Annotated in this window: 13 protein-coding genes and 1 CRISPR repeat array; of the genes, 4 read left to right on the forward strand and 9 right to left on the reverse strand. The window is 39.1% G+C overall.

The window, feature by feature from the left end; translation table 11 throughout:
* Positions 1-3 precede the first annotated feature (3 nt).
* Positions 4-1494, forward strand: a complete 1491-nt coding sequence (locus CA730_RS09820; RefSeq protein ID WP_096666842.1) for a hypothetical protein — start codon at positions 4-6, stop codon at positions 1492-1494.
* Positions 1495-1511: 17 nt separating this feature from the next.
* On the opposite strand, the gene CA730_RS09825 is transcribed toward CA730_RS09820, so the two are convergent.
* Positions 1512-1715 carry a hypothetical protein gene (locus CA730_RS09825; protein ID WP_407919782.1) on the reverse strand — a complete coding sequence of 68 codons (204 nt, stop codon included), beginning with the start codon at positions 1713-1715 and terminating at the stop codon, positions 1512-1514.
* 273 nt (positions 1716-1988) lie between these two features.
* Between CA730_RS09825 and thrC the strand changes: the two genes are divergently transcribed.
* Entirely contained in the window at positions 1989-3083 is a 1095-nt protein-coding gene (thrC, locus tag CA730_RS09830; protein ID WP_096666846.1) for a threonine synthase, read from the forward strand.
* A 231-nt stretch (positions 3084-3314) separates the two neighbouring features.
* A CRISPR array of direct repeats spans positions 3315-5542; the repeat unit is 37 nt; unit sequence GTTTCAGTCCCCTTGCGGGGATTATGTAAGTTGAAAC.
* 268 nt (positions 5543-5810) lie between these two features.
* Here the strand turns inward: thrC and CA730_RS09835 are convergent.
* On the reverse strand, positions 5811-6257 hold the full coding sequence (locus CA730_RS09835; protein ID WP_096666848.1) for a DUF6636 domain-containing protein: 447 nt from the start codon (positions 6255-6257) through the stop codon (positions 5811-5813).
* A 190-nt stretch (positions 6258-6447) separates the two neighbouring features.
* Positions 6448-6723 (reverse strand): photosynthetic electron transport-dependent transcriptional regulator PedR, encoded by a 276-nt coding sequence (gene pedR / locus CA730_RS09840; RefSeq protein WP_039200413.1) that lies wholly within the window; start codon positions 6721-6723, stop codon positions 6448-6450.
* Between the two features lie 259 nt (positions 6724-6982).
* Here pedR and CA730_RS09845 point away from each other — a divergent pair, with 259 nt between their 5' ends.
* Positions 6983-7960, forward strand: coding sequence for a carbohydrate kinase family protein (locus tag CA730_RS09845; protein ID WP_096666851.1), 978 nt, complete (start codon positions 6983-6985; stop codon positions 7958-7960).
* Here the strand turns inward: CA730_RS09845 and CA730_RS09850 are convergent.
* The 6 genes from CA730_RS09850 to sfsA all read right to left on the reverse strand — a co-directional run bounded on the left by CA730_RS09850 (position 7957) and on the right by sfsA (position 12703).
* Positions 7957-8718 (reverse strand): HIRAN domain-containing protein, encoded by a 762-nt coding sequence (locus tag CA730_RS09850; RefSeq protein WP_172891169.1) that lies wholly within the window; start codon positions 8716-8718, stop codon positions 7957-7959. The genes CA730_RS09845 and CA730_RS09850 overlap by 4 nt on opposite strands.
* Before the next feature lie 11 nt (positions 8719-8729).
* Complete coding sequence (locus CA730_RS09855; protein WP_096666853.1) at positions 8730-9641, reverse strand: HipA domain-containing protein; 912 nt, start codon at positions 9639-9641, stop codon at positions 8730-8732.
* Between the two features lie 33 nt (positions 9642-9674).
* A complete protein-coding gene (locus tag CA730_RS09860; RefSeq protein WP_096663248.1) occupies positions 9675-10736 on the reverse strand; it encodes an IS4 family transposase in 1062 nt (353 codons plus the stop codon).
* Positions 10737-10845: 109 nt separating this feature from the next.
* A complete protein-coding gene (locus CA730_RS09865; RefSeq protein ID WP_096666855.1) occupies positions 10846-11337 on the reverse strand; it encodes a gluconokinase in 492 nt (163 codons plus the stop codon).
* A 14-nt stretch (positions 11338-11351) separates the two neighbouring features.
* Entirely contained in the window at positions 11352-11957 is a 606-nt protein-coding gene (locus tag CA730_RS09870; protein ID WP_096666857.1) for a hypothetical protein, read from the reverse strand.
* Positions 11958-11977: 20 nt separating this feature from the next.
* A complete protein-coding gene (sfsA, locus tag CA730_RS09875) occupies positions 11978-12703 on the reverse strand; it encodes a DNA/RNA nuclease SfsA (RefSeq protein WP_096666860.1) in 726 nt (241 codons plus the stop codon).
* 539 nt (positions 12704-13242) lie between these two features.
* Between sfsA and CA730_RS09880 the strand changes: the two genes are divergently transcribed.
* On the forward strand, positions 13243-13914 hold the full coding sequence (locus CA730_RS09880; protein WP_096666862.1) for a 2OG-Fe dioxygenase family protein: 672 nt from the start codon (positions 13243-13245) through the stop codon (positions 13912-13914).
* The last annotated feature ends 96 nt before the right edge of the window (positions 13915-14010 follow it).

The raw sequence follows: 14010 nt of genomic DNA on the forward strand, positions 1-14010 counted from the left end.
AATTTGCAAGTTTATCAAGTTAAACCGAGTCAGTTAGTGGCTAATTCTATTTATTTGGAAGCAATTAATTTCCAAAAACCTGCCGTTAATGAATTTGCTTTTCAACAGTCTCTGTTATTAGCCAGAAATGGACTTTGGACTCCTGCTTTTACATGGTTGAAATCTTTAGAAAAACAGCGTAAACAGCCTTTTTCAGAGGCAGCACGGGCGCAAATAGATGTCATCCGGTTACATTCGGAATTTACAAGAACGCAGGCTGAAAAAAATTGGGCGAGTCCTCATCAACAAGTGACAGCAGATATTATTGATGGTCGTTGGGAAAAGGCTTTACAGGTATTGGAAAAATCATCTGATAATGGTCAAGAAATTACTAATTTATTACAAACTGATAAGGGGAGGATTTGGAATCGGTCTGCGGTAGCGTTGCGACTTAATCCTAATCGTCGCGCTGTTTTGGCTTGGGTAGCGTTAATTTTCAAGGTGCAACGGGGGGAAGAACGAGCTAATGCTTGGTTGCAAGCACAACCGAATATTAATGCGGAAACACTTAACTATATTCAAGATATTTTAACTCAACTTGATGATGATAAAATCAATTCCCATAAAAGTCGAATTATCGGCACTGTGACACAAGTTAGTCGCATTAATGAGGAGGATTGGTTGCCAATATCTCTGCAAACTGATTTACAAATTACTAATAATCAAGTTTGGTATCAGGTGGAAGTTAGTGCCTTTCATGATGGTACAAGTTGGTTAAGTTATCCGTTTGCTAATTTTGACCAATTGCAAAATCAACCTCGAAAATTTTGGCGCAAATTTCTGGGGATTAGTTCTGACCCCAGTATGCAGGTTATTGTCTGGAAACCTAATGGAGAACAGGAGGTTACTAGAACTAATATTAAGGCTGTACAAGTGAGGGGGCAGGGTTTACGGTTGTTAATGTTGGGTTCTGCGTTGCCCGAAAGTCAGGTTAATTCTTTTCAACCCCGACCTTTAGCTCTGACTGTGGATGCGTTAACATGGGTAGAAACGTCTCCGGTAACTGTGAAGGATTTATATCAACAAAAACCTCAGTTGGTAGAGTCCATGCTGCCAGTTTTATGGAAAAAATTACAACAGTCGGGTGATCTAACTTCTGGTGTGATTCCTGATTTTCAGGAAATGTGGGAAAAAATGGCTGATTGGCCTGTTCAATTAGCTGATTTGACGAATGATCAACAGCAGGAGATTGTCGTGACTATTTCTGATTCTGCTATAGCATCTTTAAATCAGTATGGTAACAATTCCAAATTAGCAGATAATCAAAAACGTCCCCGGACTCTGATCTTTTCGGCGGATAGTAATATCATTTATAGTGATTTTGCCCGTGCAAACCAGCAAACGCTAATTGCGATCGCTCAACTTACTGATGATCAATCTCTAGCGTTACTGGTAGAAAATAGGCAGGGATATAGTTTGGAACGTTGGTCACAAACTAATCAGCGATTTGAATAGTTACCACAACTGGTAATTTATTCTTCGTCGCTAGGAGCTTCCACTTGTTCGCTTTTGAGATTTTGCAATTGCTCTAAAAGGGAATCTACCTCCGCTTGCAAGTTCATAAATTTGACCTGCTGATCGTCTCGATAGTACGCCTTCGTTAACTTCTTAACTAAGTTAGCGTGGGATTCACATTCGGAAACACTGGATGACATAGTAGACATAGTTGTTGGCATTAGAAATTTAACTCACACCATTTAGAGATAGTATAATATACTTATCTTAATCTTTGTTAAGACATTATATAGTTTTTATCATAGGGATATCGGGTAAGTGGGAAACAAGCGTGGCTTTAGCCCTGAGAGGGAAGCGACACGGGCGGTTAAAACCGCCTTGAATATTTTTTCATTATTACGGTGTTCCGCAACTAACATATAGACTTGAAAAGTGGGATACTTATTCAAAAGCATTCCCAATTGTAAATCCTTAATTAAGAAATTTTTAATCCTGTGACTTTGAGCCTGTCTGCTGCTAAATCTCATTGCCAACCGTGGCCAGGGCTGATAGAAGCCTATCGTCAATACTTGCCTGTTAGTGAAAAAACCCCTGTGGTGACTTTGCTCGAGGGTAACACACCTTTGATTCCCGTGCCAGCGATCGCCGAACGTATTGGCAGACAGGTGAAGGTGTATGTTAAATATGATGGACTTAACCCTACTGGTAGCTTCAAAGACCGGGGGATGACAATGGCAATTTCTAAAGCAGCAGAAGCAGGTGCTAAGGCTGTGATTTGTGCCAGCACTGGTAATACTTCTGCCGCTGCCGCTGCCTATGCTAGACGGGGAGGAATGAAACCCTTTGTGCTGATTCCCGATGGCTATGTGGCCTTAGGTAAGTTGGCACAGGCGCTACTTTATGGCGCAGAGGTGTTAGCTATTAAAGGCAATTTTGACCGCGCTCTGGAAATTGTCCGGGAAGTGGCAGATAGTTATCCTATTACTTTGGTAAATTCTGTCAACCCCTACCGCTTAGAAGGACAAAAAACCGGAGCTTTTGAGGTTGTTGATGCTTTGGGTGATGCTCCCGATTGGTTATGTATTCCGGTGGGGAATGCGGGTAATATCACAGCATATTGGATGGGTTTTTGTCAATATCATCAAGATGGTAAATGCGATCGCTTACCGAAAATGATGGGTTTTCAAGCCGCTGGCGCTGCACCTTTGGTGAATGGTCAACCGGTAGCACATCCTGAAACCATAGCTACAGCCATTAGAATTGGGAATCCCGCTAGTTGGGATAAAGCCATTGCGGCGCAAACAGCCAGTCAGGGAAGATTCCGGTCTGTGACTGATGAGGAAATTCTCGATGCTTACCGACTTTTAGCATCATCAGAAGGGATTTTCTGTGAACCGGCTAGTGCGGCTTCTGTGGCTGGTTTGTTACAGGTAAAGGACGAAGTTCCCACTGGTGCAACGGTTGTTTGTGTCTTAACTGGTAATGGTTTGAAAGATCCAGATACGGCTATTAAACACAGTCATGCTCAATTCAAACAGGGCATTGATGCTGATATTAAGGCTGTGGCGGCGGCGATGGGATTTGAATAAGTAGTCAGTCCTATATAAAAGGTGATTGTAGGCGATATTTCATTGGTTTGGCTGAACAAATCTGCCCGGAACTTAAGTTCCGGTCTCAAAGCTAAAGTGCGTTAAAACGCACTCTAGTTAATTCGAGATAAAAAATTATCCTTTGTATGCTGAAATAGTCGGTTTTAACCGACTTTAGCTTTTAGACAGGGAATTTATTCCCTGGCTGACGGGTTTTAATCGCTGTTTCAAGTTTTAGTCCCCTTGCGGGGATTATGTAGATTGAAACGCACTATTGATAGTGGCAGAATTTCAGTTCCTAACCGGTTTCAGTCCCCTTGCGGGGATTATGTAAGTTGAAACCATAGCTATTAAAAATTTACTTAACCACTATATAGTTTCAGTCCCCTTGCGGGGATTATGTAAGTTGAAACCTAATAAATCAGAACCATCAGAAGGGTATTATTTGTTTCAGTCCCCTTGCGGGGATTATGTAAGTTGAAACGAATCGAAAATTATCAAATCCGATTCGTCATCGCCGGTTTCAGTCCCCTTGCGGGGATTATGTAAGTTGAAACTCTATAGGAAGTAGTGGGAATAGTTACCAAAATATTGTTTCAGTCCCCTTGCGGGGATTATGTAAGTTGAAACCTTCTAGTGACCCTAGCCAAGCGATAAAGTGATCGAGGTGTTTCAGTCCCCTTGCGGGGATTATGTAAGTTGAAACTTAGTTAACTTGGCGAGCGCTTGACGGAAAACTGTTTCAGTCCCCTTGCGGGGATTATGTAAGTTGAAACTCTTGCTAACTGTTTTAATTGCGCTATCCTTTGGCTTGTTTCAGTCCCCTTGCGGGGATTATGTAAGTTGAAACATCGCTTGGCTGTCATCGCTAGAAGAGGCGGATCGAGAGTTTCAGTCCCCTTGCGGGGATTATGTAAGTTGAAACGCTGATATCCCCCACAAACAGAATATGTCTTGTGATTTTGTTTCAGTCCCCTTGCGGGGATTATGTAAGTTGAAACGCAGACTAAGAGCATCCCCAAAATTAGCAATTATAGGTTTCAGTCCCCTTGCGGGGATTATGTAAGTTGAAACCCTGATTTATTAACCTATGGGAAGAGATATTTTGTTTCAGTCCCCTTGCGGGGATTATGTAAGTTGAAACTCGATTTGACCTTTGCGAACATCGGCAAAGGACAGTTTCAGTCCCCTTGCGGGGATTATGTAAGTTGAAACCTTGTAGTAAATCATTTAGTATTTAAAAGCCAAAAATACGTTTCAGTTCCCTTGCGGGGATTATGTAAGTTGAAACCCAAAGCTTATCTAATATACATAAGGATTTTGGGAATGTTTCAGTCCCCTTGCGGGGATTATGTAAGTTGAAACATTGCATTTTTGAAAGTTGAATGTCGGAAACGTCGGAGTTTCAGTCCCCTTGCGGGGATTATGTAAGTTGAAACTTTTTTCTTAGATTATAAAGCTATAGTTTCGTTAGGTTTCAGTCCCCTTGCGGGGATTATGTAAGTTGAAACACAACTTACTGCGCTTCTTATTGCTAATCTTTTGACGTTTCAGTCCCCTTGCGGGGATTATGTAAGTTGAAACCTAAAGCATTGTCTTGTAAACGGACAAATTGCAAAAGGTTTCAGTCCCCTTGCGGGGATTATGTAAGTTGAAACATAACCCAGATAAAATTAAGGAATTATCTGGAAGGGTTTCAGTCCCCTTGCGGGGATTATGTAAGTTGAAACTAAGAGCAGATATCCTAACTTGTTAGCAGATATGCTGTTTCAGTCCCCTTGCGGGGATTATGTAAGTTGAAACATGAACTGATTCATGAAGTTAGGGAAGTAGTTGGTGTTTCAGTCCCCTTGCGGGGATTATGTAAGTTGAAACATAGTTATCCGTGAGCGATACTTGACTGATTGCCTGTTTCAGTCCCCTTGCGGGGATTATGTAAGTTGAAACGATATCAATGATATTTACGTAGATATCAATGATATTGTTTCAGTCCCCTTGCGGGGATTATGTAAGTTGAAACTTCAAAATCAGAGATTAGTTAAATCTGAGAATGAGTTTCAGTCCCCTTGCGGGGATTATGTAAGTTGAAACATTGTAATGATAAAAATAGAGTGCAAAAAACGTAGGAGTTTCAGTCCCCTTGCGGGGATTATGTAAGTTGAAACTTTGGCGATCGCTCTTAGGGAGAAATTGGTGATGTTTCAGTCCCCTTGCGGGGATTATGTAAGTTGAAACAATATGCCCGCAGAAGAACAAGAGCGATTTGCGATCGGTTTCAGTCCCCTTGCGGGGATTATGTAAGTTGAAACATGAACTATGAAATCAAGGTAAATATTCAAATGGATATGTTTCAGTCCCCTTGCGGGGATTATGTAAGTTGAAACACTTCTTTCTGAAAACAGCTACAACAGTCTAATAGCGTGTTTCAGTCCCCTTGCGGGGATTATGTAAGTTGAAACCCCGCCCTCTGAAACATAGTCTGAGAACAGACTATAGACGGGATTTTGGCGGACCTCATTTAAAACCTCATTTCAGGCTTCGGGTCAACAGCCAAATCAAACTGATGAAGTGCTGAAAGTATTTAATTATCAAGGTTCTTGCGATTTGGCGGACCCCCAGGGTTTTTGACCCCGCTTTAGGTTTGCCAAAAATCGGGCTAATGTGTTCATCATATAATAATTGCTTTTTTCTGTCTAGGTAAAAAATAGTCAGCCATACAAAACTTAACTAAGGTTGAGAAAGTCCGAAAACACGCCATTTTTCCCGACTGAGAAAAAAGCCAATGCCATTTTGATTAGTACAAGTTAAACCAGTTTTTTGGGAAACACACTTAAAACCGCCATTGTTCCAAGTCTGTCCATAAGCTAAAACAGTTTTATTCTTATCAGCGACAGTATCACTAATACACAAAATTTCTGGTCTAGCATCAGCAGGTAACAAAAAACCCCTTCCCCAATCAAACCCGCAATATCCAGAATAAGGTTGAGGCGGTTTGGGTTTCAGTGAAGAATTGATTTCACATCTTAAACTGTTTATTTCTCCTGGCATTAGCTCACAAAACATATTACCACTAGGGGATTGAAAACCCTTTGGTGCAGCAATACTGACCTGTGGCAATATTGTCACCATGCTGGTAATGACAAAGATAATTGGTTTGATCAATTGTTTGTACATAATGTGATATTACCTGAAACGATAATTAAAAGTATATTCGCGGGATAATTGATTTACGCCTCTAGATACCTGTGCTTTGACCTTACTTTTTTAATATGCAAAGTAGTACACAACAGCGTAAATCAACTACCTCCACTCTCAATCAGCAATCTATAAAATAGCAAAAAAGCTAGATTAATCAGCTTCTTGACTAAGAGATACTTTCATCATTCCGGGGAGAAAGAGGACAGCAATTAACATCATTCAAACAAACTTTACCCCACTGTAAAGCCCAACGTACCAAAGCCACACGGTTATCAGTTTTCGTCTTGGTGAGAATGTTGCTAATGTGGTTATCAACTGTACGTTTACTAATTTCCAGTTTGACTGCAATTTCTTGGTTAGTTAAGCCGGTAGCCACTAAGTCTATAATTTGCAGTTCTCTGTCTGACAGACTAACACGGGTCCCAGACTCACTAGTAGCCATGACTTATTATTCCTCCCTTGGTATATGTACTCAAGTCTTATTCCTCATTCTAGAAGATTCTTTCCGAGGTAGATAGTTTTAAATGTTGCTAATAATACTAATATCAAGATTTTCTTTTGATTTTAGGTTTGTAGTCCGACTTGTTACAGATAATAGGTATTGATTTTAACTAGGATGAATAAAAAAGCTTTATTCAAGTGCATACTGCGATAGTGTCAAACTAGATTTAGATTATGCCCCATCGAAAATCAAAAATGAAATGAGTAATCCCTCTATTTTATGTCTTGGTGAAGTCTTATTTGACTGTTTAGCTGATCAATTGGGACTTAAGCTAGAAGAAGTGCAATCATGGACTCCCTATCCCGGAGGTGCGCCGGCGAATGTGGCTTGTGCTTTGGTAAAATTGGGAACTTCAGCCGGTTTTATAGGGGCTGTGGGTGAGGATGAACCAGGGAATGCACTGATAAAATTATTGGAAGACCTTGGTGTAGATACAACTGGTGTCCAAGGTCATTCTACAGCGCCAACGAGACAAGTATATGTGGTTAGGGATTTGGCAGGCGATCGCACTTTTGCTGGTTTTGGTAAATATGATACCTCAGAATTTGCTGATACCCGCCTCGAAGCTGCAAAGTTACCAACTGCGCTCTTTAATGAAGCTGACTTTTTGGTGGTGGGAACTTTAGAACTAGCCTATCCTGAAAGTGAAAAAGCTGTTTTGCGAGCTTTGGAGTTAGCAGAACAATATGACCTGAAAATCATTCTTGATGTCAATTGGCGACCAGTATTTTGGCAAGATGAAAAAACAGCTAAGACCAAAATCCTCTCATTGGTAAAGCGATGCGACTTTCTCAAATTAACCAAAGAAGAAGCGCAATGGTTATTTGACACTACAGATCCCGGAGCAATTACTTATAGGCTCAATTCTTTGGAAGGGGTTTTGGTGACAGACGGTGAACATGGTTGTGCCTATTGTTTAGGGGAAAATGAAGGTAAAATGCCGGCGTTTTCCATGTCTGTGGTAGATACAACCGGTGCTGGAGATAGTTTCTTGGCTGGGTTTATCCATCAATTGCAACAATTGGGGATTCACAGCCTCAAAGATGCAGATACAGCCAAAAGGATTATCACCTATGCCAGTGCTGTGGGAGCATTAACTACTATTAAACCAGGTGCGATCGCTTCCCAACCCACTGCGGCTGAAGTTGATGCTTTTCTCGCTTCCCATCAACTTTAAGCAATAGCAACTTTAACGGGAATATCAGTGATAATTAGCTGATATTCCTGACTAGAAAATGGATGAAAATCATCATCCCATTCCGCTGTTATATTGCACAGTAATCGTAACTGACGTGGTGCTGAAACTGGGTTAACACGCTCAACTCGTACTTTTATCGGTTTTTTATGATTATTTAGTTTAAAAACATCATCTACAATATACCGAGGACAATAACCAACAATATAATGATCTTCTGTACATAAAAGTAATGCACGATCATCATAGGGATTTTGAAATTCATTTGCTAAATACAAAATTTCTTGATTTTGTAATTGATTAATTCTTTCGGTGGCAGATGGGGGAAGATGTCGCAAACCATGAGCAAAAAAATGGATATAGTATAAACCATTTTCATCTGGTTCTGGACAGGGAAAAACTTCATAATGATCTGTTACCTTACGTCCTCCAGAACGAGAAAGAATAGCAATTGGATCATCTTCATTTTCAGGAATGTTGAGCCATTTAATATAATCTTTGTAATCTGGTCGAGAACTTTGCATCACTCGGTTATAAAACAATGGAAATAACTCAGTTGATGTGTAAACTTTGTTCAAATCTGGAAACGAATATACTAAATTAAAATCATATTTATCTTGAGCTTCTTTAGCTCCTTGGGTATATCCAAAAGTATACATTTTTCCATCAAATGTTAATCTTCCTACAGGAGACCAACTGCGACTTGTTGGATCTTGCCAAGCCAAAAAAAGAGTTTTCATAGATAACAAATTCACTGTAAATTTAGCAATTCATTTTGATTTAATTCCAGGATTTTTTGTACAAATTCGATGGCTGTCGGTGATATTCGATTATCTGGAATACACATCATAATTTTTAAAATATCATTACTGCTAATCTTTGCCAATCTATCAAGCCAAATTTTTGTAGTATTTGGATAACGACTTTTCACTTCACAAAAAACATCAAAGTTTCTGAGGCGTTGTGTATTATCAACTGGAGAATAAAATACAGAATAGCATTTTTTGGCATAGGCTTCAACACTAAAACCCTGATCTTTTGTGGTTAATCTTTGTTTTCGTTTGAAGTCAGACTCATTTCTGCCAAGGCTAGAACCATGATCATAAGTTGGTGATAAGTAAATTTGATGTTTAACACTTATAAATGCCCAGTTGTCATGGTGTCGATCACTATTACCTATCCATGTATCTAAAAGCAAGTATCCAATAAAAGTATCAATGGCTGTATGAATGCCTTCTGGTGGTATCCATTCTATGGGCAAATTAAGCAAAGTAGCCTCAATGGCACTGAAGACATTATCAATTGTGTGTTGGGAATGATCTTTTGGATGTTGTGGATAGTCAGGTAATCTTTGAGTGAGAATTTCCCTACCAGTAATGAGAGTACCGTTTTTCCATTGTCCTTGTAAAAATGAGGGTGAAACAGTACCTTTTTCTCCCTTATATATAGCTAATTCCTGTTCAGCATGGGGCAATCCAAGTAATTTACACAATTGGGCAGCAATTTTCTCAGCCCAATCTTCTCCAGTATTTAGTCTAGCTTTCTTGAATAGACAACAACCTAAATATGGATGACGAAACCAAAATTTTTCTTTTGTACCCAAATCCTCAATATCCTGAGAGGCATCTAGGGGAACTTCAATGATGGGAAACGGATCTGACATGACTTATCAAAACGGAAAACATATACTATGGTACTAAGTACAGGACAAAAAATTGAGAGAGAGAAGAAAGTCGTCATATTTCAAATCTAAATCAGTAACAAGAGAACGCAGATAATCTAAACCGTAACGAAAAACACTTTTAGCAAAACGTCCATGTTTCTTGATTTTGATAGGTTGGTGTTGATGCAACCATTCTCCAGTCTTGACAGCCCAACACATAGCTAATGACAGTAAAGCTAAGAGCTTACTCAATCGGTTAGAATCAATAAAATGTGTAGATTCCAAGCAAAAACCACGAGTTTTAAACATACCGAACAAAGTTTCAATCCCCCAACGACGGCCATAGTCAGCAATTATGGTTTGGGGAGAAGTATCAGAAATCACGATTAATAACTTGCCATCATCAAGACGTAAACCAGCTACATAAACTGAACGACCCCAGACCCAACGACGAGTAGATAAAACCTGAGATTCACCCGCAGCCAGATGAGCAAAAATGACGCTACCTGGAAGAGTCTTTTCTGTATCACTAATTAAATCAGTGTGACGAATCCTGATTCGGAATGGAATATTTGGTTCAAGCAGTAAATAACTTAACCATTCTGCCCCCACGAATTCTCTGTCAGCACTGATATAGTCAACTTGTGCATCTGGGAACAGTTGTCCAAATCGGTCAAGTAAATCCATTCGTTCATCCGTGTTGGAGTTACCTTTCTTCTCCAATATCTGCCAAACTAGGGGGTAAGCGACACCATTATGTACTACTCCCAACATGAGGATATTTAACCATATTTGACCAAAACGCCATTCAGTCCGGTCAATACTTAACACCCAAGGCTGGGGAATGTTCATGATTTTTACAATCATTTTCGCTATGACTGCATAATCTATATCAAAATCTCGGAAAAATCTTTGCAACCGTTTGTAATTGGATTCGTTTTTAGCACAGTTGCGAAAACCAGTTGCTAATTCTACCAAGTTCACTGTCTTTACTCTTAATAAAGATATTAAAAATAACGCTAAAAAGCTTAGACGCGCTCCATGCCATTCCAAATGTGGTTTTAGTGTGTCTCGTAATAGGTTAATCTGGTTCATAGGGGTTTCTTTGATTGTGTGGTAACTTTCTATGAAACCCTTTCTCTGTTTCCTTTGCAAGCTTTTTCTCTATTTTTTGTCCTGTACAGAGACTATGGTAATCATCCCATCAACTCGCCTCAACCCCCAAACCAGTTCTAATCTTCTTGACAATAACTTCAGGTGGTTCAGAAACATCAACACAAATACAATTATCTGGCTCTTCAAGGTCATGAAACTGACTTTTGAGGAGCTTTTCGGTCATAAAGTGATTTTGTCGGGCTTTTAGCCTGTTTTCAATCACATCAAAAGACCCTTTCAGGTAAACTAGCTGAATGCAGCTATCAATCATCAGCATTTGACGATAACTAGTTTTGAGTGCTGAACAAGCCAAAACTACATTTTTATTTTCTTGTAGCCAATTTTTAATGGCTGCTTGTAAATCTTCTAACCAAAGCTTTCTATCAGCATCATTGAGGGGGATACCCAGCCGCATTTTTTCGATGTTTGTTGCTGTGTGGAAGTTGTCAGCGTCCCTAAGTTCCCAGTTTAGTGTTTCTGCTAAAAGTTTACCAATGGTAGTTTTACCAGCGCCAGAAACGCCCATTAAAAGAATAATCATTGAAAATCACGCTTTTAGTTTCCATCCCCTTGCGGGGAAGAGGTAATGTCAACCTTTCCCAGCCCCGTGTCGTCCAATGCCCACACGCATTCTTTTTTTCCCTTTTCTAAAAAATCTAAAAAAATTAGCGTAGCCAAATCTGTAAATTTTTCCAGAGGAATCCTCTCTTCATTTCCCACACTTATCCTAAATCTAAGAAGATAGCAAAACATTTGAATGGATTGCTCTACGTTTAGAAGGCAATTTATACCATAAGATTTATTATCATCGCCTTTTTCCTTGCCAGCATTTTGTCCCTGGTTTGATTCCACTCGCGGCTCAATGCCTAAATATTGACACCAATACCTTCTGGTATTAGTTGCAAAAATTCTATGAGTTTCAGCTAAGGATTTTTTTGTCGTGCAAAGCAATATTTTTTCTGCATAGAAATTAATATCACCCAGCATTATTTTTAAGTCGGGATTAGAGTTTTTTATTTCCCTAATCTTCACATCCACACTCTTAATATCTTTTCCTTCAAGATTAAGTGGAAACAGGCTTTTACCTAAACCGGATTGGATAAGCGCACTTCTCAGTCCTTCATACCGGACTTGTCTTTCAGATTTAGTAAATTTAGTCATTTTTTTTAACAAAATGTGGATTAAATTTTCAGTTTTGCTAAACCTAGATAACGAATACCTTCAGGAGATATATCAAAGCGACATGGTAAAACTTCTAAACCCAGATTAATCGCTTCCCGCAACAACTGACCATATACGGGATCTGTTGTATCTCCAGGTGCAAACTCTACACAATCACCTCGATTAATAAAATACAGCATTACCGACCGACTTGCGGGTAAAACTTCCATTAATTCCCGTAAATGCTTTTGTCCTCTGGTGGTTTCTGTATCGGGAAATAAGGCTAAAGTTCCCTGACACCAAGTTGTATTTTTTACTTCCAAATAAATTGGGCGTTGTTCAGCACTACCCGTCAAATAAAAATCTATCCGACTTTTGCGATCTTTTCCATAAACAACTTCACCTTTCACCTGTTCATATTCACCCAACTCTGGGAATAAATGTTTTTCTAAAGCTAATTTAATCACTCGATTAGGCAAAGCCGTATTTACACCCACCCAAGCTTTTTGATTATCATTAACTTGAATCAACTCTAATGTATAACCTAACTTGCGGTGAGGATTATCGCTTTTAGAAACTTGTACAGCACTACCAATGGTAGAAACTCCCGTCATTGGTCCGGTATTCGGACAATGTGCTATTACTACCTCTCCAGAGTCCAGTTGAACATCAGCAAAAAACCGCTTATAGCGTTTGAGTAAAATGCCAGGATAGAGTGTGGGGTAGTTATAGAGGCAATCAGTCATTAGTCATAAATAGGTAGAGCATTGATTCATAGTAACTCAATGAAAATACCATGAACAGATCCCCGACTTCTTGTGTTTATTATGTCCACAAACCATAAATTGATCTCAGAAGTCGGGGATCTTATGATCACTTTACCTAAATTCTTGCCGAAAAAGTCTAATTTAGATCATAAATTAGTAACTTTTGTAGTCAAATTTACGATATTTTTCGGGAAATTAAATATAATAAATATCACAGCTTACCATTTAAATAAATAGGGCTTGCTGATAGCGTAGCGTGGCGTAAGCCAGATAAAGCTACAACTTAGATATATCAAGAGTTTGAATGTGGAAAAGGTGAATTAGGTGCAAGGAATAAGGGTTGAAATTAGCAAAAACCTATCACTTGACCAGATTCAAGACTATTTTTCTAATTCTTCCTCCTGACTCCTGACTCCTGACTCCTAGCCCTCACAGATAACTTTTATGGCTTACGCCACGCTTCGCTATCAGCAAACCCTAAATATGGTAGCATTTACCAATGCAAGGAAAAATATCCTATGCAAAAAGTCTCACTCTATACAGAATTAGAATATGCTTTTCTGTTCACTCTGAGAAAAGTAAACTCGATTAATACAGCAGGTTTTCGACCATTTTTTGAGAATTTACCAATTGACCCTTACGTTAAGGGTGAATATCGTTCCCGCAGGTTATCCAGATTTAAAGTTTCTGGAGATAAATTGGTGAAACTCTCTCACGGATATCTATTACAAGCTAAAGAATATAATCCTTTGTTGGGAGGAATTAAAAGAGAGTTTGCAGAATTAGATGATGACCTGATAGAATTGGATATTTTCAAGAAACTGGTTTTGGCATTTTGTGATTCTTGTAAACTTTATTCGTCAGCAGAAGTTGATGTTCATCAAATTAGAACTACCTGTTCACCAACTAATTTAGGAAATCCTGCACCTGAAGGTATTCACAAAGATGGTGGTGATTTTATTGGCATTTTTTCCGCAGGAAGAGACAATGTTCAAGGTGGAGAAACCAATTTATATGCTGCTAAAAAAGAAAAGCCAATTTTTAACAAGATTTTGCAACCTGGAGAAATAATTTTAGTGAATGAAGATCAATTTTTTCATTTTACTACGCCGATAAAACCCCAAAATCCAGGTTTGGGAAGTAGAGATGTATTTGTGATCAATTATCCTAGTATAACGTCTGACTTTTAATCACAAAACCCGTAGGGGCGCAGGGTCTGCGCCCTAAATTGTATCGCATCCAACTAATAACCCTCAAATGAGGTATAATAAGAAATAATTAAACGC

Source organism: Dolichospermum compactum NIES-806 (genome assembly GCF_002368115.1).
Classification (GTDB): Bacteria; Cyanobacteriota; Cyanobacteriia; order Cyanobacteriales; family Nostocaceae; genus Dolichospermum; species Dolichospermum compactum.